Here is a 25,719-nt window from a genome sequence, read left to right on the forward strand (position 1 = left end):
GGGCTGGAAACGCAGGGTCTTGTTGGCCGGGTCGGTTCAATGCAGGCAGCATTTCTTGAACTTCTTGCCGCTGCCGCAGGGACAGGGATCGTTGCGGCCAAGTTTGTCAGGTGTCTTTGTGAGGGCCTCTGTCCAGGGGGCCACGCGCAAGGCGTTGTCAACTTTGCGGGTCTTCTGCTGGATGAGAAACTCATCGGTATAACAGTGCCATTTCGACAACTCATCGATGGCATTGGTGATCAGGGCTTTCTGGTAACGACGGTTTGCGGGGGAAACACCTTCGTTGAGGGTGGCCTCCAGATCCTCAAGGAAATGCCCGAAGTCGCAATACTCTTTCGGAATCAGGCCCTGGTCGAAAGCCTCGCGCACGGGCTCGGACATGTCCTCGAGCCCGAGGGCGGCAATGGCGTCCATCCAGCCAGTCAGGACGTCCGTGGGTATTTTGGGGCAGCGCTGGCGAAAGGTCCGGAAGTAATCCTCAATCACGTGGCTTTGAGCGGGGTGCAGTTGCGCGATCAAGACGAGGGCGCTCATCAGCGATGACCGCGCGAATTCGTCAGACTTCCTGTCCTCGATCGCGTCGAACACGGGCTGCAGGTCACCGTCGAATGTTCCGGCGATGACGCGAAAGCTCGTTTCGGTGACAGCGTCCCCGAGGAGATGGTCGATGACCTTGGTTGGACGACGGAGCATCTGAACCAAAGGGCGATAGGCACGAGGATCCTGCCATTCGCCCAGCATGTGGAAGATCGGAATAAAAGCCATCAGATCAGCGTCTTTCATCGCCGGGATACGCTGATGTGCGAGGCGGGTTACGAGATCGATGAAGACTGGCGCCATTTCTTCGCGCCGGGTGCCTGCTTCGGCCATGGCGGTTTTCGGAAAAATGTCGTCGCGCGCGAGATCGCGCATGATTTCGGTCGGGGTCATGGTTTTGCCCTCACTCGGGATTCGGTTGGCTCAATGAAACATATTCCCAAGTCAGGTCAATTCAGATGCCGACATTGACGGAACTCCGTGCCCGCCGCGAGACCCTGGCTGTTCAGCGTTCCTCTGGCGTGGCGCGCGTCAGCTACGACGGAAAGACGGTGGATTATCGCAGCGTTGCAGAAATCGACCGGGCGATCGAGGCGCTCGACCGCGAGATCGCGGCTGCTGAAGGACGGCGGATCGTTCGGCAGGTGCGTGTCACGACGACGAAGGGTCTTTGATCCATGGGCCTGTTTGATCGTTTTCGCCGCCCATCCTCGGGCGGCCCGGCAGCCGTGTCAGCGCGCCTCGAAGGCGCTCTGGCAAGGCGGCGCTTGCGGGGCTGGAACCCGCCGCTAGAGAACATCAATTCGCTGGTCGCCTCGGGCGGCCCCCGCCTGCTGGCGCGGTCGCGCGAGTTAGTCGTCACCAACGGCTATGCCGCCAATGCCTGCGAGGCATTTGCGTCGAACATGATCGGCGATGGGATCAAGCCGTCGTCGCTGATCGCAGATGCGGCGTTGCGTGACGTTGTTCAGCAGCTGTGGCTTGCATGGACCGACGAGGCTGACGTCGACGGTCTGACGGACTTCTACGGTCTGCAGGCCATGGTGGCGCGCGAGATGTTCGTGGCGGGCGAATGCTTTGTGCGTCTGCGCCCCCGCCGCGCCGAGGACAGCCTTCTCATACCGCTGCAACTGCAGCTGCTGCAGTCTGAGATGCTGCCGTTCGAGAAGACCGAGACGGCGGCAAATGGTAATCGCATCCGCTGCGGGATTGAATTTGACGGCATCGGCCGCCGCGTGGCCTATCACTTCCGCCGCCGCCATCCGGGCGACAGCACCGATCAGGGAGCGGTGATCCCGGAAACGGTGCGCGTGCCCGCCGAGGATGTTCTGCACATCTACCGCCCCATTGATGCGGGCCAGATCCGGGGCTTGCCTCATGTGGCTCCGGCCATGGTGCGGCTGTTTCTGCTGGACCAGTACGACGACGCCGAGCTGGACCGGAAGAAAACTGCAGCGATGTTCGCTGGGTTCATCACCAAGATCGCGCCGGAAGACCCGATGATGGGCGAGTCCGAAGCCGATCTCGATGGGGCGGCGCTGGCCAGCCTCGAGCCGGGCACGATGCAGGTGCTGCTGCCGGGCGAGGATGTGAAGTTCTCCAGTCCTGCAGATGTTGGGGGCGGCTATGAGGCGTTTCAATATCGGACGCTCTTGTCGGTATCAGCCTCACTGGGGCTTCCGTATCACCTCGTAACCGGGGATGTGCGCCAGGCCAATTATTCGAGCCTGCGGGCAGAGCTGGTCGAGTTCCGGCGACGCATCGGCCAGCTGCAGCATGGGGTGATGGCGCACCAGCTGTGTCGGCCGATCTGGCGGCGCTGGCTTGAGACGGCCGTGTTGTCGGGGGCGCTGGATATCGGCAATCCTGCCGTCGCGCGGCCGGTGCAATGGATCCCGCCACGCTGGGATTGGGTCGACCCTCTTAAGGACATCCAGGCGCAAGTGCTGGCGATGGAGGCGGGCATTACCTCGCGCCGCAAGGTGGTCGAGGCCACAGGCTATGACGTCGAGGAAGTCGACCGAGAGAATGCGGCGGATGCCAAACGCGTTGCTGATCTGGGGCTGAGCTATCGTGCGAGCCCCGGCGAAACACAGGGGGCGCGGGCAACACCCGCCGCGCGGCCTGATCCTGGAGATGGCACAGGCGAAGACATGGGCGACGGATCCGCCTCCACCGATCCCGCCACCGAACAGGAGTGACAATATGACAAGCTGGTATGCGATCCGCGCCCGGGGAACAGGTGCGGAAGTGGCGATCTATGACGAAATTGGCGCCTTTGGGGTTTCGGCGAAGGGGTTCCTTGCCGAACTCGGCTCACTGCCCGACGGGACGCCGGTCGATCTGCGGCTGAACAGCCCGGGCGGGTCAGTCTTCGATGCGGTGGCGATCTACAATGCGCTGAAGCGGCACGCGGGCACGGTCACGGTCTGGATCGACGGTATTGCCGCCTCTGCCGCGTCCTATGTCGCGATGGCAGGTGACGAGATCGTCATGCCGGAAAACGCGTTCCTGATGATCCACGACCCGTCGGGGTTGGCAATGGGCACGGCGGGCGACATGCGCGCAATGGCCGAGGCGCTCGACAAGATCGCGGGCAGCCTCGTCCGGGGATATGCCGCCAAATCCGGCAAACCAGATGACGAGATCGCAGCGCTGATGGCGGCTGAGACCTGGTTCGATGCGGGTGATGCGGTGGCGGCGGGCTTCGCGGACCGGCTGGCGGACCCTGTGAGGATCGCCGCGCGCTTCGACATCGGCCGGTTCCGCAACGCGCCGCCCGACCTTGTCAAGGCAGTGGCTGTGGCAGAGCCGGAAGGCGTTCCGGCCGAAGGCAATCCAGAGACAGGCATCAACACGCACCAAGAAATCGACAATACCGTGGATGGCGATGTCGAACCTGCCGACGGCACCGTCGAGAGGGGCAGCGACGAAGCGCCTGTCGAGCCGGAAGGGCATGGTGTCACCGACGACATGCCCAGCCCTTCGGATCCGGCCCCGGCTCCGGGTGTCGCACCGCCCGATCCCGCCGCGATCCGCGCCGAGGCGATCACCCATGCTCGCGCTGTCGTCGATCTCTGTCGCCTTGCAGGCCAGCCGCAGATGGCAGGGCGCTTCCTCGAACGGGACGCCAGTCTCGACGACGTTCGCATGGCCCTTCTGGCTTTGAGGTCCGAGGCCGAACCCGAAATCACGGCCCATCACGCACAACCGGGCCGCAGCACGACAGCCCGCCCATGGGGCGAGATCGTCGCACGTACCTTCAAACTGAAAGGATAACAAATGACCACGCTCACGGAGACCACGCATCCCGGAGGCTTCCTCGTCTGGGAAGCCTTCCGCGACTACACCCGCGAAGCCATCACCGTCGCCACAGGAACAGCGTTTGCCACGCTCGATCCGTGCACCGTGCTGGGCAAGATCACCGCGTCTGGCAAATACACCGCCCATGATCCCGCCGCCGTCGACGGTACCGAAACCGCCGTGGCGGTGCTCTGGGGCAAGGCTGACGCCACAGGCGGCGATGTGCCCGCCGTTGCGCTGGTTCGCGGCCCCGCCGTCGTCAATCGCAACGATCTTGTCTTTGTCGGCACCCCCAGCGAGGGCGAGATCACCGCCGCCCATGCCGCGCTGCTGGCGGTCGGCATCCTCGTCCGCTGATCAAACCCTCAAAGGAGGCATTCCCATGACCACCATGGATATCTTCGAAGGCGATGCCTTCACCATCATCGAACTCACCCGCGCGCTGGAAAACATCCCCTTCAAGCCCGCGATCCTGTCGGGCGCCAGCCTGTTCTTGCCGCGCGGCGTGCGCTCGCGCACGGTCGTGATCGAGAGCCGGGACGGGACGCTGTCGCTGATCCCGTTCTCTGAACGCGGCTCGGCGGCCGAGCAACAGGTTCCCGAGCGTCGCGACATGCGCGCCTTTGTGTGCCGCCAGTTCAAGAAACAGGACGTACTCTGGGCGTCCGAAATCCAAGGCATTCGCGACTTCGGATCGGAAAGCGCTACCCAGCAGGTGCAAAGCGAGGTTGCCCGCAAGCTCGCCCGTCTGCGCCAGGATGCGGAGGCGACGTTCGAATATCACCTGCTGAACGGCATTCAGGGGATCGTGAAAGACCCGAAGGACAGCGCCACGGTGATCAACTACTTCACCGAGTTTGGTATCACGCCCGCCACCGAGATCGATTTCGATCTCGACAATGCGACCCCGGGCTCTGGCGCGCTACGCAAACGCTGCCAGGCGCTGATCGAAAGCGTCGAAGACAGCATGGGCGGGCTCGCCGCCGGGGCCGTGCAGGTCCGCGCCGAATGCGGCTCGGCCTTTTTCGCTGATCTCATCGCCCACAAGGAGGTGCGCGAGACCTATCTCAACACGGCCGCCGCTGCCGATCTTCGCGGCCGGGTTGCCGACGAGGTCAGCTTTGGCGGTATTACCTTCCGCCGTTACCGGGGTGGGGCGGGCTTCGGTGTGCCGACCGACAAGGCCTTCTTCTATCCCGAGGGGATCGAGGGGCTGTTCGAGATCTACCACGCCCCCGCCGACACCTTCGAGACGGTCAACACCTTGGGCCTGCCGCTCTACGCCCGCACGATCCCCGATAGGGACCGTGACGAATGGGTACGCCTCGAGATCGAGAGCAATCCACTGCCGATCTGCACCCGGCCTCAGGTTTTGCGCTCGGCACGGCGGACGTGAGGGATCAGAGGGTAACCTCGTATCGGGCCCGCAATGCCTTGAGATGCCGCGCCAACCACTCTGCTGGCCCGGCATCATCCCAAGCACGCCACAGTTCAGGATAACTCATGGCCCGAAACCCTGGCGTCGATCCGGCCACACGTTCTGCGAAGGCGGCTATCTCTTGCCTGTGGGCCCTAAACTCAGGACTGGCATCCGGGTTTGCGGGTTCCCAATAGAGGTAAAGCAGGGTCACAGGGTGTTCCCGAAAGGTGCGCGCCAGCCCAAATGCATGCTTGATCAATTGCGCTGCGTCCAGCCAGACGTAACTGTCAGGCGCATCGATCAGGCGCAGCATCTCATGGAAATATCCTTGTTCTCGCCGATCATCGCGGATCTGTTCGGCATAGGCGGGGGAGAATGAGGCTCGGTGCCTTGCGAGATACTCGCTCAACTTGGACTCGACTCCGACAACACCTTTCGGACCCGACAGAACGACATCGAGGTTGGGGGCGCGACCGCCACGAAGGCCGGTTGGGCACTTGCGCTCGAACTGCAGCGCCGCGAAGGGGCCGCAGCTCGGCAGAGCCAGATCGACAATCCGGGTCCGAAACGGTGCAAAACAATTGACCGCGAGCCCCGAGGATGAATGCGCGGCGCGGAACTTGGTTTGCAGTTCGTTGCCATCCCCGGCCTGCAGGTCAACCTCGAAATCCTCGGTCGCGACAAGCGGCAGAAGCGTATCGCAAAAATCGGGGGCATAGCCTTTGTCGTCGATCAGGATGTCGGGCCGCTGGCGCGCAAATGCTGTCCTTAGGGCAACAAGCGCCCGCCTTCGAACTGGGCTGTTTGAAGATAAATTCTGTTTCATAGGGGCAGTATAGGTCATGACCAGCGCATTTGCATCCGCAATGGAAATACTGTTTACCGATCCAAACATCGGTAGGGAAGGGATATATATCGCCGACGGCGGCACGCCCATGCTGGTGCGCATCGTCTCGCGGCAGGCTGATGCGATCACCGACTTCGGCGACGCACGGCTTTGGTCGGAAACGACCCGGATCGATCTGCGTGTCGCTGAGGTTCCAGCTCCGCGCCCCGGAGACCGCATCGAGATCGACGGCGACGCCTTCCTCATTCAGGGCGAGCCTGTTCGCGATCGCGAGCGGCTGGTCTGGACCGTGGATCTGCGCCCTGCATGAAGCTCAAACTCGACATCGATCCGGACATCGTCGCCATGATGGCAACGGAAGTGGCTGCGGGCGAACGCGCGGTAACCGCCGCTATGCGCGAGGCCGGGACCGGACTGAAATCTGCGTGGCGGTTGCAGATCACCGGCGCGGGGCTTGGGCGAAGGCTCGCAAATTCGATCCGCAACCAGAACTTCCCGAGGTCGGGCGAGAGCCTCGACGCGGCCGCGCTGGTCTGGTCGAAGGCCCCGGTTATTGTCGGGGCACATGACACTGGCCCCCTGATCCGATCGAAGGACGGCTTCTGGTTGGCAATCCCGCTACCCGCTGCAGGCAAATCCACACGCGGCGGCCGGATCAGCCCCGGAGAATGGGAGCGGCGGCGTGGTCTGCGATTGCGGTTTGTCTATCGCCGGACGGGTCCGAGCTTGCTTGTCGCCGAAGGGAGACTGAACACGAAGGGTCAGGCTGTGGTGTCCCGCTCGAAGACCGGGCGTGGCAAAGTCACCGCACCGATCTTCTTGTTGGTGCCGCAGGTGAAGCTGCCAAAGCGGCTGAACCTCGACCGGGACGCAGAGCGTGCGCTCGATAGTGTTCCGGGGTTGATAGTGGCGAAGTGGGTCGCGGTGCGATTATGACTTCGGTCCAGCTACCAGCTTTCTGTCCTTCCAGAGACGAAAGCTTGTGCTGCCAGGAACGCTTGCCCGTGCATGTTTGAACGCGACTGTCGCGGTTTCTCCTTCGAGCAGATGGTAGACGAGAAACGTCTGAACGAACTGAGAAGCAATCGCGCCGTGCACGCTGTGGAACGGGCCAATAAATCGTTCGCATGAATTGTGAGAGGATGCTGCTCCGCCAAATGCCTTGTAACCGGTCTCGCAGCACAGACTGATAAAGGTCTTTGCTGAAACTCCTGCAACATCAAATACGTTCATGAAGGCATCTGTATCAATCCAATCACCATTCGCGAATTTGATGCTTGCATCACTACCATGGCCAATCAGGATCACATGTGAATAGGCTGCATGGGATCGGCCCCACAAGACTTCAATTTCTTGCAAGGACCTCACCTTGTAAGCATGAATGAAGTCATCGGAGACGAGCAGTCTGCAAAACTGGAGTATCGATTTACCCAGCGGATCGAGAAGTGTGGTTTCTGTCTCCAAGTCTCCAATATTCAGCATCAAAACGCCAATATTGCGATGACACAGGCTGCTTGCAACCAACTCGGTTTCTGCATTGCCGACATCGACGCGAACACTCCTGCCTTCTACTGCCAATACTCGCTTCTCGACGAAGGACGATGGCGACTGCACATTCGCTTTTATCTTCGATACGGGCACAAAAACCCGTTCATCTATATGGAGGTTTTTGGCCATCAGGAATCCAGTGTATGAAGTGAACGGTACTTTCCGTTCAATTGCATCAAACGGCAAGCCAAAGGTGGCGCAGAGAAGGAATTCAGAGTGCCTACCTCCCGCGAAACTATCCTAGCCGCGCTGCACGCGAGACTCTCGGCGCTGCCCGCCATGGCCCTGCGCGGCGAGGTGCTGCCCGAGCGCGTCCCGGCCGATGGGCTGCTGATCCTGCGCGACGGTGAACCCGGCGAGCCCGAGGTGACGCTGTCGCCCCTGCGCTACCACTACCAGCACCGCGCTGAGATCGAAGCGGTCGTGCAAGGCGCAGACCGTGACGCCACTTTCGACAGACTGACTGCCAGCATCGGCGCGGCAATTGCTGGCGACCGCACGTTGGGCGGCCTCTGCGACTGGGGCGAGGCGGAAGCCCCGCGACCGGTCGATCTGCCCGTTGAGGGCACGGCCAGCCTGAAAGCGGCCGTGATCCCGGTGGTGCTGCATTATTCAACGGCCGATCCGTTCGGCTGATCCCGACAACCCGAGGAGAACACAATGGCACGAGCCCAAGGGGCGCGGGCGCAGATGGCGCTTGCGTTCGAGACGACCTATGGAACGCCCCCCGTGGGCGGTTTCACGAAGATGCCCTTCGCCAGCACTTCGCTCGGCGCAGAGCAGCCGCTGCTGAACTCGGAACTTCTCGGCTATGGCCGGGATCCGCTGGCGCCAATCAAGGATGCGGTGACGGCGGACGGGGATGTCGTCGTGCCGCTGGACGCCGAGGCCTTCGGGTTCTGGCTGAAGGCGAGTTTTGGCGATCCGATCACTACCGGTACCGGCCCATGGACGCATGAATTCCAGTCCGGGTCCTGGACGCTGCCCAGCATGTCGATCGAGACGGGCATGCCCGAGATCCCGCGTTTTGCGATGTATTCCGGCTGCGTACTCGACCAGATCAACTGGCAGATGCAGCGATCTGGCCTGCTGACCGCAACGGCCCGACTGGTGGCGCAGGGCGAGACCGTGGGCACGACGACCAGCGCCGGGACACCCGCCGCGCTCGACTTGCAGCGCTTCGGCCATTTCAACGGCGCGATCAGCCGCAATGGCACCGCGCTCGGTAATGTCGTTTCAGCCGACATCACCTACGCGAACAATCTCGACCGTATCGAAACCATCCGCTCGGACGGTCGCATCGATGGGGCAGACCCGTCTATTGCCGCTCTGACCGGCTCAATCGAGGTGCGTTTCGCCGACCAGACGCTGGTGACGCAGGCGATCAATGGCGATCCCTGCGAGTTGGAGTTCGCCTATGTGCTGCCCTCCGGCGAAAGCTTCACCTTCACCGTGCACGCCGTCTACCTGCCGCGCCCCCGCATCGAGATTTCCGGGCCGCAGGGCGTGCAGGCGACCTTCGATTGGCAGGCCGCGCGTGACAGCACGGTCGGCCGGATGTGCACCGCCACCCTCGTGAATGATGTGGAGATTTACTGATGCTGACGCTCGATCTGACGAATGCACCCCGCTGGCACGACCTCGCGCCGGGCGTCCGGCTGCAGCTGCGCCCGCTGACTACGGCGCTGATGGTTGCAACGCGCAGCGACACCGCTGTGGAGGCGGTCCCCGAGGAGGCGTCCGACGAGGAACGCGCCGTTGCCTTTGCCAAGGCGCTGGCGCGCCGGGCAGTTCTCACTTGGGAGGGCATCGGCGATGCGGATGGCAGTCCAATCGACCCAAGCCCGGAGGCCATCGACGCGCTGCTCGACGTCTGGCCAATCTTTGAGGCCTTCCAGCTGACCTACGTCTCGAAGGGCCTGCTGCTGGAACAGGAAAAAAACGTCTCCGCGTCCTTGCCGAATGGTCCTTCGGCGGGGGCGAAGGCTACTGCAAAGCCTGTGAAGCGACGTGCGAAACCTGCCCGGCGCGGATGAACCGACCTTCAACCTTTGAAGGCTGGCAGGTCTGGGATCTGGTGGCTCGCCTCGGCGGCCAGTTGCGCGTGCTGCCGGGCGCGGTGATCGGCTGGGACATGTCGGCGGTGCTCGCCCTCGGTGACGCACTTGGCATTCCGCCCTTGGCCATGGCCGAACTGCTGCCCGCCGTTGAGGCGGTGATGGTCGCAAAATTTAACGAACAGGTGGATCATTCCAATGGCTGAGAAGCGCGTTTCTGTCCGCCTTGCTGCGGTGGGCGGCCGACAGGTGCGCGCCGAGCTGGAAGGTGTCGGCGAGGCTGGGGCGCGCGGGTTCGGACGGCTCAGCCGCGAGATGGAAGCGGCCAACGCTCGGCTTGCGGCGTTCTCCCGACGGGTCCGGATTGCCGCTGCAGCTGCGGTCGCCGCAGCCGCTGCTGCAGGCGTGGCCATGGTCCGCTCGGGACTGCAGACCGTCGATGCGCAGGCGAAGCTTGCGCAGTCGCTTGGCACGACAGTTGCCTCGATCCAGACCCTTGAGCGCGCGGGTGAGCTGGCCGGTGTTTCCATGTCGGGCATCGAGCAGGCGACAAAGGATCTGACTCGACGGCTCAGCCAGGCGGCCGCCGGGACGGGACCTGCTGCCGACGCGCTGGACCGGCTTGGGCTGTCTGCAACAGACCTGATCGCGCTGCCGCTGGATCAACGGGTGGGGGCGATCAACGCCGCCATCGAAAGCTTCGTGCCCGCCGCAGAACGCGCCGCCGTGGCGGGCCAGCTGTTCGGCGAGGAAGGCTCCATCGCGATGTCGCGGATCGACACCGCAACATTGCGCCAGGCGACAGAGGATGTTCTGGCCTTCGGCGTCGTCGTGTCGGAGCAGGATGCCGACCAGATCGAGCGGACCAACGACGCGATCTCGCGTCTTGGCCTCGTCTGGCGCGGGCTGTCGAACCAGCTGGCGGTCGCTGCGGCACCCGCGCTGGAAGCGGTCGCGAATGCCATGGCGGCCGTGGCCAGCCGCACCGGGCCACTCGGCATCGCGATCCGAGGCCTTTTCGACAACATCGGCCGTCTGACCACCTATGCCGCCACGTTTGTGGCTTTTCTTGCAGGGCGTTGGGTCGCCGGTATGGCAGCCGCAGCGCTGTCGGTCCGTGGGCTCGCCACGGCGCTGGTCCTGCTGCGTGGCGCCCTGATCCGGACCGGCATCGGGGCGCTGATCGTTGGCGCGGGCGAGCTTGTCTACCAGTTCACCCGCCTTGTGTCGGGAGCTGGCGGATTTGGTGAGGCGATGTCGCTCCTGAAGGATCTCGCGGTCGAAGTCTGGGATCGGATCAAGATGGGGGCTGCTGCGGCGGGCGCTGCGGCCACGGTGATGTTTTTCGACCTCAAGGCCGATGCTGCCTCCGGGATGCAGAGCGCCATCGAAAGCGTCGTGGCCTTCGGCAATACGGCCGCGAACACGTTTGAGGGAGCCTACGAGGCGAACAAGGCGATCTGGGGAATGCTCCCCGCAGCCATTGGCGATCTGGTGTTTCAGGCGGCGAACAGCCTGATCGACGGTGTTGAGGCGATGCTGAACGGCGTGGTCTCGCGCATCAACACGTTCATTGGCGGGATCAACCAGGGGCTGGAAGCGCTCGGGTCCGAGCGGCGCATCTCGATCATCCCCGATCTTGAGTTGGGTCAGATCGAGAACCGCTTCGAGGGTGCCGCGACGGCCGCGACGACCGCTGCTCAGACTGCCTTTGACCGGGCTTTCGAGGACAACCCGCTCGCCGCACCCGAGCTCGGGCTCACCCAAGCGGCCAATACTGCGCTTGCCACCGCAAATACCTATCGCGGTGCCGCGCGCGATCTGGCCGAGGGGGCACGCGCGCCGCTCGCCAGTTGGCAGGCGTTGCGCGATGCGGTGCGGGGCAGCGATGAAGGTGGCGCGGACGCGCTGACCGAGGCGACCAACGCAGCTGACCGCTTTGAGACAGCCCTTGGTGATGCCGGACGCGCCGCTGCCGGTGCCGGTGCTGCGGCCGGGGCCGCTGCCGCTGCCGCCGAACCAAACACCGAAGCCGCCGTCACCGGCTGGCAGGCAGTCACCGCAGCGCTCAGCGACTATGCCAGCAAGGCACGCGAGATTGGCGGGGACATCGGCCAAGCGCTGGTCGGCGCATTCCAGTCGGCAGAGAACGCGGTTGGAGACTTCGTGAAGACCGGCAAGCTGGACTTTCGCGGTCTGGTCACCTCACTGCTGGCCGATCTCGCCAAACTGGCGGCGCGCCGGTTCATCTTGGGGCCGATCGCTAACGCGCTATCTGGCGCGCTCGGCGGTGCGGGCGGGATTTTCGCAAACATCTTGCATGCAGGCGGCATGGTAGGTGCCTCCGCGCCAGGCCGGATGGTCCCGGCGATGGCGTTCGCGGCTGCGCCTCGGATGCACTCCGGCGGCGTTGCAGGGCTGCGCCACGATGAGGTTCCTGCGATCCTGCAGCGTGGCGAACGCGTGCTGTCGCGGCGTGAGGCGCAATCGTATGGCGGAGGCGGCGGTGTGAACGTCACCATCATGGCCCGTGACGCCGAGAGCTTCCGGCAGTCGCGGACGCAGGTCGCTGCCGACATCGCCCGCGCGGTCTCGCTCGGGCGGAGGGGCATGTGATGGCGTTTCACGAGGTGCGGTTTCCCGACAACATCAGCCGGGGCGCCCGCGGCGGGCCGGAGCGGCGAACGCAGATCGTCGAGCTCGCTTCGGGTGACGAGGAACGCAACGCCAGCTGGGCCAATTCGCGCCGTCGCTACGATGTGGCCTACGGCATCCGCCGCGCGGACGATCTGTCGGCAGTGGTCGCCTTCTTCGAGGCGCGGAACGGTCGCCTTCATGGCTTCCGCTTCAAGGACTGGGGCGACCATAAGTCCTGTCTGCCCTCGGGAACGCCATCGCCAACCGATCAGGCCATCGGCACCGGCGACGGCACGACAACCGCCTTCCAGCTGGTGAAGCGCTACGCATCCGGGACGCAATCCTGGACACGGACAATCGCCAAGCCAGTGGCGGGCAGTGTCAGGATATCCCTCGACGGCGTTGAGCAGCCGTCCGGCTGGTCGGTCGTCACCACGACCGGCCTCGTCACCTTCGGTACCGCGCCAGGCTCCGGCGTATCGATCACCGCGGGCTTCGAATTCGACGTGCCCGTCCGCTTCGACACTGACGCCCTCAACGTGACGCTTGATCTCGAGCGGCTGGGCTCGATCACAACCATCCCACTTCTGGAACTCCGCCGATGAAAAGCATCACCCCCGATCTGCAAGCGCATCTGGACGACGGGACAACAACGCTGGCCTGGTGCTGGCGCATCCTCCGCGCCGACGGCGCGAGTTTCGGCTTCACCGATCACGACCGGACGCTGAGCTTTGACGGCACGGACTTCGAGCCCGAGAGCGGGCTGACAGCCTCCGAGGTCCGGTCGGGCTCCGACCTCTCCGTCGATGCGCAGGACGCCGAAGGTGTGCTCACCTCCGACCGGATCACCGAGACCGACATCCTCGACGGTCGCTGGGACAATGCCGAAGTCGAGGTCTGGCGGGTGAACTGGTCCGACACGGACCAATGCGTGTTGATGCGACGCGGCGCCATCGGCCAGATCCGGCGCGGGCGGCTGGCATTCGTCGCGGAGGTGCGCTCGCTGGCTCATGTGCTTGGCCAAACGGTCGGTCGGACCTTTCAGGCGACCTGCGACGCAGCCCTTGGAGATGCGCGCTGTGGCGTTGATCAGGAGGATCCTGCTTTCAAAGGCAACGGCACGGTACTCGATGTGCTGCGGGATCGGGCTTTCACCGCATCGGGGCTCGGTGGGTTCACTTCCGGCTGGTTTACCTTCGGCACCGTCGAATGGACAAACGGCACGAATGCCGGTCGGCGCGCCGAGATCATCGCACATGACGTGACAGACGGCATCGCGGTGCTGACACTGCTCGAAGCGCCCGTTCGGCCCATTGCCGGAGGCGACGTCTTCATTGTCCGCGCAGGCTGCGACAAGCGCCTGGAGACCTGCGGCGCGAAGTTCGCAAATACCGTCAACTTTCGTGGCTTCCCGCACATCCCCGGCCAAGACGCGGTTCTCCGCTATGCCACCAAGGATGGTGGGCACGAGGGGGCGGTGCTTTGAATGCGGTCAAACCACAGCGGGTTATCAAGGTAGCGCGGTCCTGGCTGGGCACACCGTATCACGACCAGGCCAGCCTTCGGGGCGTTGGCTGCGACTGCCTCGGGCTCGCGAGGGGTGTCTGGCGCGAGGTCGTCGGCCCCGAGCCGTTCCCGATCCCGCCCTACAGCCGGGATTGGGGCGAGACCGGGCCCCGCGAGGTTCTTGCGGATGGTGCTCGGCGCATAATGCCGGAAATCGCACCTTCTGAGGCTGGTCCCGGCGCGCTGGTCCTCTTTCGCATGCAGCCCCGCGCCGTTGCCAAGCATGTTGGGATCCTCACCGGGCCCGACAGTTTCCTCCACGCCTATGAGCGCCTTGGCGTGATCGAAGAACTGCTCGCCCCATCGTGGCGGCGGCGCATCGCCTTTGCCTTCCTCTTTCCACAACGCTGAGATCCCCCCATGGCCACCCTCGTTCTCGGTGCCGCTGGCGCTGCCATTGGCGGTAGCATTGGCGGCGCGATCCTCGGCGTCAGCGCCGCCACCATCGGTGGCTTCATCGGCTCCACCATCGGCTCGGTCGTCGACAGCTGGATCATTTCGTCACTGGCACCAACTCAGCGGATCGAAGGCGCGCGGATGGACAACCTGCGCATCACCTCGGCCACCGAAGGGGCGGTGATTCCGCGCCTCTACGGCCGCATGCGGATCGGTGGCAACATCGTCTGGGCGACGGATTTCCGCGAGGAGACGAAGACTACCACGCAGGGTGGCGGCAAAGGCGGCGGCGGTGGCGGCAAGGTCAAGACCACCGAGTATTTCTATTACGCGAGCTTCGCCGTCGCGCTTTGCGAGGGGCCGATCACCGGCATCGGACGCATCTGGGCCGACGGAAAACCGCTGGACACCGCCGGGATCACATGGCGCTGGTATCCTGGCGATGAGAGCCAGGCGGCCGATCCGTTCATCACAGCCGAGATGGGCGCGGCAAACACGCCAGCCTATCGCGGCACCGCCTATGTCGTCTTCGAGGACCTGCCGCTCGGCAACTACGGCAACCGTATCCCGCAGCTGAGTTTCGAGGTGTTCCGCCCGCTTGCCGATCCCGACACGGCGGAGGGCAACGTGAGGGCCGTCACCATGATCCCGGCGTCCGGTGAGTTCGCCTATGCCACGCAGGGCATCCGGAAGGGCAGCGGCGGGTCTTCCGAGCCCGAGAACCTCAACGCGCTGACCGATACCGCCGACATGGTGGTGGCGCTGGACCGGCTGCAGGCGATGGCACCGAACGTCGAGAGCGTATCACTGGTGGTGGCCTGGTTTGGCGACGATCTGCGGGCAGACAATTGCAAGGTGCGGCCCGGGGTCGAGGTCACAGCCAAATCGACCACGCCGTCGGCCTGGTCGGTGAATGGCGTTAGCCGCGCCAACGCCTTTCTGGTCAGCCGCGACGATCAGGATCGCCCGGTCTATGGCGGCACGCCCGCCGATTTCGCGGTGGTGCAGGCGATCCAGGAGATGAAGGCGCGTGGGCTGCGCGTCACCTTCTATCCGTTCATCCTGATGGATGTGCCGCTCGGCAATACGCTGCCGAACCCGTATTCCGACAACGCCGCCGAGACGGGGCAGCCCGTCTTCCCCTGGCGCGGCCGGATCACCTGTTCCCCGGCTGCTGGCTATGCCGGGACCGTGGACAAGAGCGCCACCGCCGCCACGCAGGTCGCCGCGCTGTTCGGCGCGGCGACTCCGGGCAGTTTCAGCGTCTCGGGTGAGAACGTCAGCTGGACCGGATCACCGAGCGATTGGGGCCTGCGGCGAATGGTTCTGCATTACGCCCATCTCTGCGCGGCGGCGGGCGGGGTCGATGCCTTCCTGATCGGCACCGAGATGCCGGGGCTGACGACGATCCGCTCCGGCGCGTCCACCTATCCGGCGGTACAGGCCTGTCGTGACCTTCTCGCGGATGTCCGCTCGATCCTCGGGTCGGGCACAAAGATCGGCTATGCGGCGGACTGGTCGGAATACTTCGGGCACCAGCCAGGCGACGGCTCGGGCGACGTGTTCTTCCACCTCGATCCGCTCTGGGCAGATCCGGAAATCGATTTCATCGGCATCGACAACTACATGCCGCTCTCGGACTGGCGGGACGGGTTCGAACATCTTGATGCACAGGATAGCTGGCCCGCGATCTACGACCGCGCCTACCTGCAGGGGAACATCGCGGGCGGCGAAGGCTACGACTGGTTCTATGCCAGCGCCGCCGACCGCTCCACGCAGGTCCGCACACCGATCACGGATGGTACTGCCAGCAAGCCATGGGTCTTCCGCTACAAGGATCTGCGCGCCTGGTGGTCAAATGCGCATTATGACCGCCCGGGCGGGGTAGAGAGCGGGACGCCGACGGCATGGGCGCCCGAGTCCAAGCCGATCTGGTTCACCGAGTTGGGCTGTCCCGCCATCGACCGGGGTACGAACCAGCCGAACGTGTTCTTCGACCCGAAATCGTCCGAGAGCTTCACGCCGCATTTCTCGCGGGGCTGGCGCGATGACGCGATCCAGCGGGCCTATCTCGAGGCGACATATCTCTGGTGGGGTGAGGCCGCGAACAACCCGGTGTCGTCCGTCTATGGCGGGCGCATGGTCCACGTTCCGGAATGCGCCGCCTGGACCTGGGACGCGCGGCCCTATCCGTTCTTTCCGGCGCTGACCGATGTCTGGACAGACGGCGCGAACTGGCGGCTCGGTCACTGGCTGACCGGACGGCTCGGTGCGGTGTCGCTGGCCGCGCTGGTCCGGCATCTCTGTGTGCGTGCGGGAATGCCGGAAGCCCGGATCGACATCACCGGTCTCTGGGGCGCAGTCGAAGGCTACGCCATCGGTGCGCTCGAAAGCCCGCGCGCCTCAATCACTACGCTGTCGCGGCATTTCGGCTTCGACGCGGTCGAGACCGAAGGCGTCATCCGCTTCGTCATGCGCGGACGTGCCGCCGTGGCCAGCGTGACACACGATGATCTGGTCGCGGCCCGCGAGGGCGACGTTATGGAACTCACCCGCGCGCAGGAGACGGAACTGCCACAGGCGCTCAAATGGCAGGTGGCGCGTGCAGATGAGGATTATGATGCCGCCCTCGTCGAGGCGCGCCGGATCACGGTGGATACGACCCGCATCGCCTCGGAAAGCTTCCCCATGGCGGTCCCGCCCGAAGAGGCCGAGCGCCGCTGCCGCCGTGCTCTGATGGAAGCCTGGACCGGGCGAGAAACAGCAGCGTTTCGTTTGCCGCCGTCGCGATTGGCGCTTGATCCGGCCGATGTCGTCACGCTCGCCCATGAAGAGCGGCACATCCCGTTGCGGCTCGTCTCCATCGCGGATGCCGAGGCACGCGGGATCGAAGCGGTCCGTCAGGATCGGGAGGCCCATTACCTGCCGCCCGGATCACCAAGACCGTCCTCACTCTCGAAGGCCGTAGTGTTCGGCGCACCCGAGGTCGTGCAGCTGGACCTGCCTCAGTTGACTGAGGATCAGCCCGCGCATCGGCCGTTTGTCGCGGCCCATGCTGTTCCCTGGCCGGGGGAGATGGCAGTGTTTCGCAGCCCGTCGACAGACGGGTTTGAGCTACTGACCACTTTTGGCGGCCGGGCACGTATCGGCGCGCTGGTCTCGGATTTTTATGCTGGTCCCACATCACGGTTCGATCTCGGCAATGCGCTCGTTGTTGATCTGCTCTCTGGTACGCTGGAAAGTGTCACGGACTTGACGCTGTTCGGTGGGGCCAATGCGCTGGCCATCGAGAGTGCGCCCGGCACTTGGGAAATCGTGCAGGCGAGCGCTGCTGAGTTGATCGCGCCGGGCCGTTATAGGCTGACGCGCCTGCTGCGCTGCCAGCGCGGCACCGAGGGCGCGATGGGCAATCCGGCTCCGATCGGCGCGCGGGTCGCGGTGTTGGGCGACGCTCTGGCGTCATTGCCGATCGCCGAGGCCGATCTCGGGCTTCCGTGGAACTGGCGCATCGGCCCGGCAAGCCGCTCTGTCAACGACGAGACCTATGTCGCCAAGAGTTTTACGCCAGTTGGTGCCGGTCTGCGGCCATTCTCTGTGGCCCATGTGGAGCAGCCATGGCGGGGGCCGCGCACGCCCGGCGATCTGACGATCCGCTGGACGCGGCGGTCCCGGGCCCTCGCAGCCGACAGCTGGGGCGCGGTGGAGGTGCCGCTGATCGAGGAGGTCGAAGCCTACGACGTCGAGATCCTCGATGGCAGCACGGTGAAGCGGGTGCTGAGCGTGACCACAACAAGCGCAATCTACACAGCCGCCCAGCAAACGGCCGACTGGGGTGCGCTGCTGGGACCCGGCGACACGCTCGACATCCGCATCTTCCAGCTCTCCGCCCTGATCGGGCGGGGTGCGGCCAAAACCGTCACGCTAACCTTCTGAAGGCCAACCCATGTCCGACACCACGACCAATCTGCTACTGCCCTACATCCTCGCGGCGCAGGCCCAGAAGCATGTCACCCATAACGAGGCGCTTCGGCTGCTCGACGGGCTCGTCCAGCTTTCCGTCCTCGACCGCGACCTGACCGCGCCGCCCGGCAGCCCTGCCGATGGCGACCGCCATATCGTGGCGAGCGGCGGGACCGGTGACTGGACGGGGTGGGACCTGAACGTGGCGCTGTTCACGGATGGGACCTGGCTGCGCCTGCCGCCCCGGGCGGGCTGGCGTGCATGGGTTGAGAACGAGGGGCTGCTGCTGGTCTACGATGGCGCGGGTTGGATTGGCACCACGCCGGCAGATCTGCAGAACCTTGGGCTGCTTGGACTCGGCACGACAGCCGATGCCGCCAACCCGTTCTCCGCCAAGTTGAACGCGGCGCTCTGGACCGCCAAGACCGTGGCCGAAGGCGGGACCGGCGATCTGTTCTACACCATGAACAAGGAAGCGGCGGGCGACGATCTCGGCCTGACCCTGCAGAGCGGTTTCGTGACAAAGGCGCTCGTCGGTCTCTTCGGCTCCGACAGTTTCCGCCTCGCGGTTTCGGCCGACGGCAGCACCTTCTTCGACGGTCTGATCGTGGACAACGCCACCGGCATCGTCGAGCAGCCGCAACTGCCGCGCTTCAAGGCTTACACGAACTATGACAACTACGTGGGCGTTGGAGCCTGGACAAAGATCGGCCTGAATAACACCGACTACAACGACCAAGGCGCATTCGATTCTGGGACCAGCCTCTTCACCGCACCCGTCGACGGCACCTACCTCTTCGGCGCCACACTTCTCTACAAGATCAACGCCAGCGCCACGGCCCGCATGCGCGGGCGGCTGGTGCTGAACGGTGCGACAGAAATCCGGGGCTCCTTCGGAGAGAGTTCGGCCACCCATGTTTCGTTGGCCACATCCATCTGGCTTCAGACCATGGTGCCGCTGAGCGCAGGCAATACCGTCGAGCTTCAGGGGTATTTTCGGGTCGCGGACGGCTACTTCGCCGCCGATCACACGTCCTTCTGGGGCTGCAAGGTTGGCTGAGCGGCGGGAGGATTGACCCATGACACCACCCCGATCCGACCAGGGTTTCGTACGCATGCCAGACGCCGAGTTCGAGGCCATGCTGGCACGCGCCGCTGAGAAAGGCGCCAAGCGCGCGCTTGCCGATGTTGGCCTCGATGGTGAAGAGGCCGCGCTGGACATCCGTGATCTGCGGTCGCTGCTCGATTGCATCCGGCTGGTGCGCCGCACCGCCATGCAGACCGCCGTCCGCATGATCACCACCGGCGTGATGCTGGCGCTGCTCGCGGGCATCGCGATCAAGCTCAAGATATTCGGCGGCGGTCCTTAGCCGCCCATCGCGACAACTCACGCACCACCCTGAACCCGCCCATGTGGCGGGTTTTTTCGTTTTTGGAGGAAACCATGACCACGACCTTTTACGACCATTGGCGCGACCTGCCAAAAAGTGCCTGGCGCTGGACCAACTTCTCGCCCGCCGAAATTGCCTGCCGGGGTACCGGCAAGCTGCTGATCAACGAGCCCGCGCTCGACAAGCTGCAGGCGCTGCGGGACCGGCTCGGCAAGCCGCTGATCGTCCGTTCGGCCTATCGGAGCCCCGAGCATAACCGCGCCGTTGGCGGCGCAACCCGCTCGAAGCACATGGACGGCGCGGCCTTCGACATCGCCATGTCGAACCATGACCCGGTGGCGTTCGAGGCGGCGGCGCGGGCAGTCGGCTTTCTTGGGTTCGGGTTCTATCCGCGCTCGGGGTTCATGCATGTCGATCTTGGCCCGGCGCGGCAGTGGGGTGAGCGCTTCCCGGTCCGCGCGACAGCCTTTGCTGCGGAAACTCAGCCAGCGCGCGAGGTCTTGGCCGATAGCCGCACCATGAAAGGTGGCGGAGCGGCCGGAGTGGCGACGCTGGGTGCGGCGGGAGTTGAGGTGGCGCAGAATGTCCTGGCTGACACGCAGGACGCCATTCTGCCGCTCGTCCCTTATCTAGACACGCTGCGTTGGGTGTTCATCGCCGTCGCGCTCATTGGCATCGCGGTCACGATCTATGCCCGGCTTGATGATTGGAAGCGGGGGAAGAGATGATCGCGACCATTTTCGGCGGGATCGCCGCCAGCCCATCGGCGCGGGCCGCTTTGCGCTATGGAGCTATGGCTGTCGCCATCGTCCTGTTTCTGCTTTCGATCCGCCGTTCCGGCGAGCACGTCGGGCGGATTGCTGAACGTCTCGAAATCTCGGAGAAGACCAATGCAATCCAACGCCGGATGCTGGAGGCCACGGCTCGTCGTCCTCGTGATCGCGACGAACTGGTTGACCGGCTGCGCAACGGCGGGTTTTGAAGCGAACGGCTTGGCGGCATGTCCGCCGGTCGTGGAGTACAGCAGGGAGTTTCAGGCGCGGGCGGCCGAGGAGATGGCGATGCTGCCGGACGGATCGGCAGTCGTCGAAATGATGGGTGACTACGCAGTAATGCGGGAGCAAGTCCGCAGCTGCGAATAGAAGCAGAGCTGCTTTCCGGTTTTCAGATCGATCTGCAGTGCACCGGTCACTCGGAGTGTACTCTTTCCTTTTCGACAACTTCAAGTTGCCTGCTGTTCAAAGGAAGCCATGCTGCCAGAAGCTGAACCGTTGCCGCGAATAGGTCGGCTTGCGCCGTAGACACTCCCAAACCACTGCGGTCCGCTATCCAGCATTTATCAACTGGTCCCGTATTGCAGCGTCTCGGATCACATCAGCATGGAACTTCACCTGGCCGCCTGCTCTGGCAGATACGAAGCCACCAGTCTCGCGCAAAGGTTGTAACTACTTCACCACGCGGGATGGTTCCACGTCAATCACGCATGCAACCGCGCGTATGTTATAATTTGCCTTGAGACACGCCAAAATCAGCCTCTGTGAACCCTCTTTCGACTTCGCCCAAAATCCTCTCCACTAGCGAACACGACCTTGCGAAGACTTCTACTATCTCTTGCGCAGGGCCAGAACAACCTGCTGAGCAGCTTGTGCAACTGAAAACTGACGTTTAAACAAGCGCACACAGCGATCTGGCAACAACTGGTCTTCATCAAGCCGATCGATTAATGCGATGCAGTGTTGTTCAAGGTCGAAAAGTTTGTTGGTCTCGCAAACCTCGCCCACGTCTTCGCTCCTGATCAAATCTGCAAGGTCGTTCCCGGCGTTAATACTGGCGAGAACTGGAAGGCCATTTTGTAAATAGGACAGCAACTTACCTGGAATGTTGTGCGACTTGTGACGGGGATCCAACGCGACCATCCCAGCATCACACTGGTTGTATAGATCCTGTATTTGGTCTGGTTCAATCTCATCAAAAAAAAGTACGTTGTCGAGATCCCGCATGACGGCTAGCTCCTCTAGCTCTTTACGGCGGTCACCTCGACCAACAAACAGAAAACCGATGTCGCGGCGAAACCTCATCCTTTCAGCGAGATCTAGCAAAATGTCCATGCCTTGCGCGATCCCCATATTGCCAGCGTATATTAGAATTTTTCGACCGGCGAGGGGCGTTTCCTTGATCTTTATCGGACACCGATCGCTGGATGGATTGTCGAGCCAATTTTGCAATACTTCAAGCGAACGGCCCTCACGAGCCTTATGCCATGGTTCGAAATACCCCAAATTCCCCGGGCTTTGCACGCCGATGACATCGGCCACGGCGTATTGTTGACGGGCGATCAATTTGAAGAAACGATAAGCCAACCCACGTCGCAAAATACCGACATCGACGGCCCACTCAGGGAAAATGTCACGGATGATCAAATACCCCTTGCAGCCACTCTGTTTCTTCAATTTGCGCACAAGATGACCGTGGAAAATCGACGGTGAATACCAAACGATCCCCTCCCAGCGCTGCCCCACGAGCGGGCTGCGCCGAAGGTTTCGATACATTTTTCTGGGCATAAGAAATTCGTTGACGCCACGCCTGATTTGGCTGATGCCCCTAATCCTCGGTGCTCTCAGGCGCAGGACCTGCCCACCCTCGTAGTTCTCAAGCTCCCAAGGTTGCTCGAGATCCACGCTAGGAGCGAGCACCGTGAGGTCATGCCCCTGTCGAACAAGTTCACGCGCCAGATCACGCAATTGAACTGCGCCGGAGTTGCGCACCGGTGGAAATGAATCGGAGATCAGGACGAGTTTCACAGCTGGGCTCAGTATTTTTTCCAGACGACGCGGTTCACGTAGTCGGTGTAACTGAGGATGATCCGTAGTACCTTGTCACTGACGTTTGGCATAGAGTAATCCTCTACCAGGCGAAGACTACGTGCAGGGCCACGATCCTGATCAGCCAGCACAGCAAGCGCTTGGCGAACACGGTCAACTTCAACACCCACCATCATCACACTCGCTTCTTCGACGCCTTCCGGACGTTCGTGCGCTTCGCGTAAATTGAGCGCCGGAAAGTTCAAGATAGAACTCTCTTCGGTTATGGTGCCGCTATCGGAAAGCGTTGCTTTGGCGTTTTTCTGCAAATGGACGTAGTCATGGAATCCGAGCGGTTTGAGCAGTCGGACCTGCGGGTGGAATGGAAGCCCAAAGGCGTCGATGCGCTTTTGCGTTCTCGGATGAGTAGATACGATCACTGGAATGTTGTGGTCTTCCGCGATGGCGTTCATAACCGCGACCAGCTTGGCGAAGTTTTTGTCGCTGTCGATGTTTTCCTCGCGGTGGGCGCTGACAACGAAATAGTTTTCCCGTTCGAGCCCTAGCCGTTCCAGAATTGTCGAGGCCTCGATCTGTGGCAGGTAATGGTGCAGGACTTCGAACATCGGGCTGCCGGTCTTGATGACCAGGTCAGGATGTAACCCCTCGCGCAGCAGGTAGTCGCGCGCAATCGTGCTGTAGGTAAGGTTAATATCAGCGGTGTGGTCGACAATGCGGCGGTTGATTTCTTCCGGCACGCGAAGATCGAAGCTGCGATTGCCCGCTTCCATGTGAAAGACCGGGATCTTTCGGCGCTTCGCCGGTATCGCAGCAAGGCTGCTGTTGGTGTCGCCAAGGATCAGAACTGCCTCAGGCTGTTCGGCGGACAAGACCCGGTCGACGCTGGAAATGACGTTGCCGATTGTATTGGCCGCGCTGGTGCTGCCCTCGGCGCTGTTCAGGAAATGGTCGGGTTTTCGGATTCCGAGATCATCGAAAAACACCTGGTTCAATTCATAGTCATAGCTTTGGCCGGTGTGGACCAGCAGGTGGTCACAGTAGCGATCAAGCTGCTCTATCACTCTGGAAAGCCGGATGATCTCGGGTCGGGTTCCCACGATTGTCATTACGCGCATTTTTTTCATGGCTTCCTCGAAAAATTTTGATGCCCGACGCAGCTGGCCCGGTGGGCAAGCCACGACCGCGAATGGCCTTGGATTGACACACCGGACAGCCCGGTCAGGCGTCGATCACCGCGTTGGCGTGGTATTCGTCGTGCATGGCCTTGACCAGCTCAGGCCACGGTTTCGGCGCGAACCCCGTTGCCGTCTGGAACCGGTCCGAATTGAGTGAGCGGTCGATGATGAGCTGATCATCCGGGATGATTGAGATGTTTTTCTCGTAGGTTTCGGCGACGAGACGCAACAGGTCATACTTGTTGATCGGGTCGACCGACAGATGGTAGAGGCCACGTAGCTCCGGGTTGGGGATCACGAATTCGCGGACGACACGCGCAACCTCGATCGTCGGCAGGCCGGAAAAGATCGCATTCCTGAACCCTTTGACCTCGCCCGACTGGCTCAGGAACCAATCCACAAGACTCTTGGCACTGGTCAACTCGTGCCCAATGATCGACGTCCGCAGTGTGACGGCGTTTTCATAGTCGACCTCGCCAAGGTATTTCGTGCGACCATACAGGTCATAGGCGTCGGGGAAGTCATCTTCCTTGTATTGGCCACCCTTGCCAGAGAACACACAGTCAGTGCTGAAATGCACGAGCCGGGCGCCGACCATGCTGCTGTATTTCGCCAAACGATGCGGCAGGCCCGAGTTGATCGCCAGGCTTTCGAGATGGTCGTTGGCGTTCGGCAGTTGTTTTATGATCCCGACACAATTGACGACAAGATCCGGCCGGACGGTCGAAAATGCGGTTAGCAGACCGGTCTCACCCTCTAGATGGATATTGGGAATCAGGGCATCGCGAAGTTCCGGTGCAAAATGCTTTGCCCCGCCGGCGCCGCGAATGGTCCCGAATGTTTCGAAGCTCTGATCCGCGCTGAAGGCCCGGAATAAGGTTGAGCCGAGCATTCCGGTCGCGCCGACTATGAGGATCCGCACCTTTCGTAGTTCTGTCATCTATTTGTTTCCTATTAGACTGTCGTTGCCCGAGAAATTGACCAGATCATTCCTCTGGATCGACATGTTCCCCGCGCACCGTGTCTTGCATAAACCGGAGCTTCATGAGCAAGGTTTGCATTTCTTTTACATCAAGCCGCGTAGTGTTGTGAGAGGTATACTCGGTTGCTTCAGAGATCTCGATTTCGCCCTGTTCAAAAAATTTGCCATAGTTGAGATCACGCAGGTCCGGGGGCACCCGATAATAGTCTCCCAGGTCTTGCGCAGCGACCATTTCTTCTCGGCTCAGCAGCGCCTCGAACAGTTTCTCGCCATGACGGGTGCCGATGATATCGATCCGGTGTTCGGGGGCGCCGAGGAGGTCGGTGAGGGCTTTCGCCAAGGTCTTGATTGTGGCGGCCGGAGCCTTCTGCACGAAAATCTCACCCGCGCGGCCGTTCTCGAAGGCAAAAATCACGAGATCGACGGCGTCGTCGAGGGTCATCATGAAACGGGTCATCGACGGGTCTGTGATTGTGATCGGCTTGCCCGCCCGGATCTGATTGACAAACAGCGGAATAACCGAGCCGCGCGATGCCATCACGTTGCCGTAGCGGGTGGCGGAGATCACCGTATCGTTGCTCGACCGGGATTTAGCGACGATCACCTTTTCCATCATCGCCTTGCTGATGCCCATTGCATTGATTGGATAGACCGCCTTGTCGGTGCTCAGGCAAACGACCCGCTCCACACCGGCCTGAACTGCAGCCTCCAACACGTTCTCTGTGCCGAGCACGTTGGTCTTGACGGCTTCAAGCGGGTAGAACTCGCAGGATGGCACCTGCTTGAGCGCCGCAGCGTGGTAAATGAAATCAACGCCGCGCACGGCGTTCAATACCGATTGGAAATCGCGCACATCTCCGATGTAGAACTTGAGCTTGTCGCTCTTGTACTTCTTGCGCATGTCATCTTGTTTCTTCTCGTCTCGACTGAAAATGCGGATTTCGCGTAAATCGGAGTCAAGGAAACGGCGCAGAACGGCGTTGCCGAACGAGCCGGTGCCGCCAGTGATGAGGAGGGATTTGTCGGTAAACACGCTAGTAGCCTCTTGAGTGTTAGATGGTTTGAAACTTTTGGGTGA

At 62.5% G+C, this 25,719-nt stretch carries 27 protein-coding genes; 20 read left to right on the plus strand and 7 right to left on the minus strand.

Translation table 11 applies throughout. From position 1 onward, the window contains the following. Positions 1-36: 36 nt before the first annotated feature. The gene (locus tag LGT41_RS10375; RefSeq protein ID WP_337993010.1) at positions 37-930 is read right to left on the minus strand and encodes a DUF1186 domain-containing protein; all 894 of its coding nucleotides are present in this window, start codon (positions 928-930) and stop codon (positions 37-39) included. Between the two features lie 65 nt (positions 931-995). Here LGT41_RS10375 and LGT41_RS10380 point away from each other — a divergent pair, with 65 nt between their 5' ends. The 5 genes from LGT41_RS10380 to LGT41_RS10400 are packed head-to-tail and all read left to right on the plus strand — an operon-like array spanning position 996 to position 5,236. Beyond that, positions 996-1,211, plus strand: a complete 216-nt coding sequence (locus LGT41_RS10380) for a phage head-tail joining protein (RefSeq protein WP_274126795.1) — start codon at positions 996-998, stop codon at positions 1,209-1,211. Between the two features lie 3 nt (positions 1,212-1,214). After that, positions 1,215-2,738: a phage portal protein gene (locus tag LGT41_RS10385; RefSeq protein WP_274126796.1), complete on the plus strand. Its 1,524-nt coding sequence runs from the start codon at positions 1,215-1,217 to the stop codon at positions 2,736-2,738. A 4-nt stretch (positions 2,739-2,742) separates the two neighbouring features. Beyond that, positions 2,743-3,816, plus strand: coding sequence for a head maturation protease, ClpP-related (locus LGT41_RS10390; protein ID WP_274126797.1), 1,074 nt, complete (start codon positions 2,743-2,745; stop codon positions 3,814-3,816). 3 nt (positions 3,817-3,819) lie between these two features. Next, positions 3,820-4,197 (plus strand): head decoration protein, encoded by a 378-nt coding sequence (locus LGT41_RS10395; RefSeq protein WP_274126798.1) that lies wholly within the window; start codon positions 3,820-3,822, stop codon positions 4,195-4,197. A gap of 25 nt (positions 4,198-4,222) precedes the next feature. After that, complete coding sequence (locus LGT41_RS10400; RefSeq protein WP_274126799.1) at positions 4,223-5,236, plus strand: major capsid protein; 1,014 nt, start codon at positions 4,223-4,225, stop codon at positions 5,234-5,236. A gap of 4 nt (positions 5,237-5,240) precedes the next feature. Here LGT41_RS10400 and LGT41_RS10405 read toward each other — a convergent pair whose 3' ends face one another. Next, positions 5,241-6,104, minus strand: coding sequence for a PGN_0703 family putative restriction endonuclease (locus tag LGT41_RS10405; protein ID WP_274126800.1), 864 nt, complete (start codon positions 6,102-6,104; stop codon positions 5,241-5,243). Between LGT41_RS10405 and LGT41_RS10410 the strand changes: the two genes are divergently transcribed. Together LGT41_RS10410 and LGT41_RS10415 are read left to right on the plus strand one after the other, a co-directional pair. After that, positions 6,103-6,417, plus strand: a complete 315-nt coding sequence (locus LGT41_RS10410; RefSeq protein ID WP_274126801.1) for a head-tail joining protein — start codon at positions 6,103-6,105, stop codon at positions 6,415-6,417. The genes LGT41_RS10405 and LGT41_RS10410 overlap by 2 nt on opposite strands. Further along, positions 6,414-7,043 carry a DUF6441 family protein gene (locus LGT41_RS10415; protein ID WP_274126802.1) on the plus strand — a complete coding sequence of 210 codons (630 nt, stop codon included), beginning with the start codon at positions 6,414-6,416 and terminating at the stop codon, positions 7,041-7,043. Before LGT41_RS10410 ends, LGT41_RS10415 begins: the two co-directional genes overlap by 4 nt. On the opposite strand, the gene LGT41_RS10420 is transcribed toward LGT41_RS10415, so the two are convergent. Further along, the gene (locus tag LGT41_RS10420; protein ID WP_274126803.1) at positions 7,038-7,784 is read right to left on the minus strand and encodes a hypothetical protein; all 747 of its coding nucleotides are present in this window, start codon (positions 7,782-7,784) and stop codon (positions 7,038-7,040) included. The two genes, LGT41_RS10415 and LGT41_RS10420, sit on opposite strands and share 6 nt — an antisense overlap. A gap of 87 nt (positions 7,785-7,871) precedes the next feature. On the opposite strand from LGT41_RS10420, the gene LGT41_RS10425 reads away from it, so the two are divergent. The 13 genes from LGT41_RS10425 to LGT41_RS10485 all read left to right on the plus strand — a co-directional run bounded on the left by LGT41_RS10425 (position 7,872) and on the right by LGT41_RS10485 (position 20,644). Next, on the plus strand, positions 7,872-8,291 hold the full coding sequence (locus LGT41_RS10425) for an acyl-CoA transferase (protein ID WP_274126804.1): 420 nt from the start codon (positions 7,872-7,874) through the stop codon (positions 8,289-8,291). 24 nt (positions 8,292-8,315) lie between these two features. Continuing rightward, positions 8,316-9,254: a phage tail tube protein gene (locus LGT41_RS10430; protein WP_274126805.1), complete on the plus strand. Its 939-nt coding sequence runs from the start codon at positions 8,316-8,318 to the stop codon at positions 9,252-9,254. Beyond that, positions 9,254-9,691 carry a hypothetical protein gene (locus LGT41_RS10435; protein WP_274126806.1) on the plus strand — a complete coding sequence of 146 codons (438 nt, stop codon included), beginning with the start codon at positions 9,254-9,256 and terminating at the stop codon, positions 9,689-9,691. The genes LGT41_RS10430 and LGT41_RS10435 overlap by 1 nt, the downstream gene beginning before the upstream one ends. Next, positions 9,688-9,918 carry a DUF7697 family protein gene (locus LGT41_RS10440; protein WP_274126807.1) on the plus strand — a complete coding sequence of 77 codons (231 nt, stop codon included), beginning with the start codon at positions 9,688-9,690 and terminating at the stop codon, positions 9,916-9,918. Before LGT41_RS10435 ends, LGT41_RS10440 begins: the two co-directional genes overlap by 4 nt. Beyond that, the gene (locus LGT41_RS10445; RefSeq protein WP_274126808.1) at positions 9,911-12,328 is read left to right on the plus strand and encodes a phage tail tape measure C-terminal domain-containing protein; all 2,418 of its coding nucleotides are present in this window, start codon (positions 9,911-9,913) and stop codon (positions 12,326-12,328) included. Before LGT41_RS10440 ends, LGT41_RS10445 begins: the two co-directional genes overlap by 8 nt. Further along, positions 12,328-12,954: a DUF2460 domain-containing protein gene (locus LGT41_RS10450; protein WP_274126809.1), complete on the plus strand. Its 627-nt coding sequence runs from the start codon at positions 12,328-12,330 to the stop codon at positions 12,952-12,954. Before LGT41_RS10445 ends, LGT41_RS10450 begins: the two co-directional genes overlap by 1 nt. Further along, positions 12,951-13,835 carry a DUF2163 domain-containing protein gene (locus LGT41_RS10455; RefSeq protein ID WP_274126810.1) on the plus strand — a complete coding sequence of 295 codons (885 nt, stop codon included), beginning with the start codon at positions 12,951-12,953 and terminating at the stop codon, positions 13,833-13,835. Before LGT41_RS10450 ends, LGT41_RS10455 begins: the two co-directional genes overlap by 4 nt. Next, a complete protein-coding gene (locus LGT41_RS10460; RefSeq protein ID WP_274126811.1) occupies positions 13,832-14,266 on the plus strand; it encodes an NlpC/P60 family protein in 435 nt (144 codons plus the stop codon). The genes LGT41_RS10455 and LGT41_RS10460 overlap by 4 nt, the downstream gene beginning before the upstream one ends. 9 nt (positions 14,267-14,275) lie before the next feature. Beyond that, entirely contained in the window at positions 14,276-18,244 is a 3,969-nt protein-coding gene (locus tag LGT41_RS10465) for a baseplate multidomain protein megatron (protein WP_274126812.1), read from the plus strand. 10 nt (positions 18,245-18,254) lie between these two features. Then, a complete protein-coding gene (locus LGT41_RS10470) occupies positions 18,255-19,331 on the plus strand; it encodes a DUF2793 domain-containing protein (RefSeq protein ID WP_274126813.1) in 1,077 nt (358 codons plus the stop codon). A gap of 55 nt (positions 19,332-19,386) precedes the next feature. Continuing rightward, a complete protein-coding gene (locus LGT41_RS10475) occupies positions 19,387-19,641 on the plus strand; it encodes a DUF6127 family protein (RefSeq protein WP_274126814.1) in 255 nt (84 codons plus the stop codon). A gap of 74 nt (positions 19,642-19,715) precedes the next feature. Beyond that, positions 19,716-20,390 (plus strand): YcbK family protein, encoded by a 675-nt coding sequence (locus LGT41_RS10480; RefSeq protein ID WP_274126816.1) that lies wholly within the window; start codon positions 19,716-19,718, stop codon positions 20,388-20,390. After that, positions 20,387-20,644, plus strand: a complete 258-nt coding sequence (locus tag LGT41_RS10485; RefSeq protein WP_274126818.1) for a hypothetical protein — start codon at positions 20,387-20,389, stop codon at positions 20,642-20,644. The genes LGT41_RS10480 and LGT41_RS10485 overlap by 4 nt, the downstream gene beginning before the upstream one ends. Before the next feature lie 622 nt (positions 20,645-21,266). Here LGT41_RS10485 and LGT41_RS10495 read toward each other — a convergent pair. From LGT41_RS10495 to LGT41_RS10510, 4 genes are all read right to left on the minus strand, one after another. Continuing rightward, positions 21,267-22,463, minus strand: a complete 1,197-nt coding sequence (locus LGT41_RS10495) for a glycosyltransferase family 4 protein (RefSeq protein ID WP_274126820.1) — start codon at positions 22,461-22,463, stop codon at positions 21,267-21,269. Between the two features lie 8 nt (positions 22,464-22,471). Continuing rightward, positions 22,472-23,608, minus strand: a complete 1,137-nt coding sequence (wecB, locus tag LGT41_RS10500) for a non-hydrolyzing UDP-N-acetylglucosamine 2-epimerase (protein ID WP_274126821.1) — start codon at positions 23,606-23,608, stop codon at positions 22,472-22,474. A 94-nt stretch (positions 23,609-23,702) separates the two neighbouring features. After that, on the minus strand, positions 23,703-24,599 hold the full coding sequence (locus LGT41_RS10505) for a dTDP-4-dehydrorhamnose reductase family protein (protein WP_274126822.1): 897 nt from the start codon (positions 24,597-24,599) through the stop codon (positions 23,703-23,705). A 46-nt stretch (positions 24,600-24,645) separates the two neighbouring features. After that, positions 24,646-25,674 carry a polysaccharide biosynthesis protein gene (locus tag LGT41_RS10510; RefSeq protein ID WP_274126823.1) on the minus strand — a complete coding sequence of 343 codons (1,029 nt, stop codon included), beginning with the start codon at positions 25,672-25,674 and terminating at the stop codon, positions 24,646-24,648. Positions 25,675-25,719: the final 45 nt, after the last annotated feature.

The sequence above is a fragment of the Abyssibius alkaniclasticus genome (genome assembly GCF_020447305.1).
GTDB lineage: Bacteria > Pseudomonadota > Alphaproteobacteria > Rhodobacterales > Rhodobacteraceae > Abyssibius > Abyssibius alkaniclasticus.

What these genes read in the sequence shown, in the direction of transcription:
- LGT41_RS10375 (WP_337993010.1), bottom strand. Translation starts at nt 930, where the DNA reads ATGACCCCGACCGAAATCATGCGCGATCTCGCGCGCGACGACATTTTT.
- LGT41_RS10380 (WP_274126795.1), top strand. Translation starts at nt 996, where the DNA reads ATGCCGACATTGACGGAACTCCGTGCCCGCCGCGAGACCCTGGCTGTT.
- LGT41_RS10385 (WP_274126796.1), top strand. Translation starts at nt 1,215, where the DNA reads ATGGGCCTGTTTGATCGTTTTCGCCGCCCATCCTCGGGCGGCCCGGCA.
- LGT41_RS10390 (WP_274126797.1), top strand. Translation starts at nt 2,743, where the DNA reads ATGACAAGCTGGTATGCGATCCGCGCCCGGGGAACAGGTGCGGAAGTG.
- LGT41_RS10395 (WP_274126798.1), top strand. Translation starts at nt 3,820, where the DNA reads ATGACCACGCTCACGGAGACCACGCATCCCGGAGGCTTCCTCGTCTGG.
- LGT41_RS10400 (WP_274126799.1), top strand. Translation starts at nt 4,223, where the DNA reads ATGACCACCATGGATATCTTCGAAGGCGATGCCTTCACCATCATCGAA.
- LGT41_RS10410 (WP_274126801.1), top strand. Translation starts at nt 6,103, where the DNA reads ATGACCAGCGCATTTGCATCCGCAATGGAAATACTGTTTACCGATCCA.
- LGT41_RS10405 (WP_274126800.1), bottom strand. Translation starts at nt 6,104, where the DNA reads ATGACCTATACTGCCCCTATGAAACAGAATTTATCTTCAAACAGCCCA.
- LGT41_RS10415 (WP_274126802.1), top strand. Translation starts at nt 6,414, where the DNA reads ATGAAGCTCAAACTCGACATCGATCCGGACATCGTCGCCATGATGGCA.
- LGT41_RS10420 (WP_274126803.1), bottom strand. Translation starts at nt 7,784, where the DNA reads ATGGCCAAAAACCTCCATATAGATGAACGGGTTTTTGTGCCCGTATCG.
- LGT41_RS10430 (WP_274126805.1), top strand. Translation starts at nt 8,316, where the DNA reads ATGGCACGAGCCCAAGGGGCGCGGGCGCAGATGGCGCTTGCGTTCGAG.
- LGT41_RS10435 (WP_274126806.1), top strand. Translation starts at nt 9,254, where the DNA reads ATGCTGACGCTCGATCTGACGAATGCACCCCGCTGGCACGACCTCGCG.
- LGT41_RS10440 (WP_274126807.1), top strand. Translation starts at nt 9,688, where the DNA reads ATGAACCGACCTTCAACCTTTGAAGGCTGGCAGGTCTGGGATCTGGTG.
- LGT41_RS10445 (WP_274126808.1), top strand. Translation starts at nt 9,911, where the DNA reads ATGGCTGAGAAGCGCGTTTCTGTCCGCCTTGCTGCGGTGGGCGGCCGA.
- LGT41_RS10450 (WP_274126809.1), top strand. Translation starts at nt 12,328, where the DNA reads ATGGCGTTTCACGAGGTGCGGTTTCCCGACAACATCAGCCGGGGCGCC.
- LGT41_RS10455 (WP_274126810.1), top strand. Translation starts at nt 12,951, where the DNA reads ATGAAAAGCATCACCCCCGATCTGCAAGCGCATCTGGACGACGGGACA.
- LGT41_RS10465 (WP_274126812.1), top strand. Translation starts at nt 14,276, where the DNA reads ATGGCCACCCTCGTTCTCGGTGCCGCTGGCGCTGCCATTGGCGGTAGC.
- LGT41_RS10470 (WP_274126813.1), top strand. Translation starts at nt 18,255, where the DNA reads ATGTCCGACACCACGACCAATCTGCTACTGCCCTACATCCTCGCGGCG.
- LGT41_RS10475 (WP_274126814.1), top strand. Translation starts at nt 19,387, where the DNA reads ATGCCAGACGCCGAGTTCGAGGCCATGCTGGCACGCGCCGCTGAGAAA.
- LGT41_RS10480 (WP_274126816.1), top strand. Translation starts at nt 19,716, where the DNA reads ATGACCACGACCTTTTACGACCATTGGCGCGACCTGCCAAAAAGTGCC.
- LGT41_RS10485 (WP_274126818.1), top strand. Translation starts at nt 20,387, where the DNA reads ATGATCGCGACCATTTTCGGCGGGATCGCCGCCAGCCCATCGGCGCGG.
- wecB (WP_274126821.1), bottom strand. Translation starts at nt 23,608, where the DNA reads ATGAAAAAAATGCGCGTAATGACAATCGTGGGAACCCGACCCGAGATC.
- LGT41_RS10505 (WP_274126822.1), bottom strand. Translation starts at nt 24,599, where the DNA reads ATGACAGAACTACGAAAGGTGCGGATCCTCATAGTCGGCGCGACCGGA.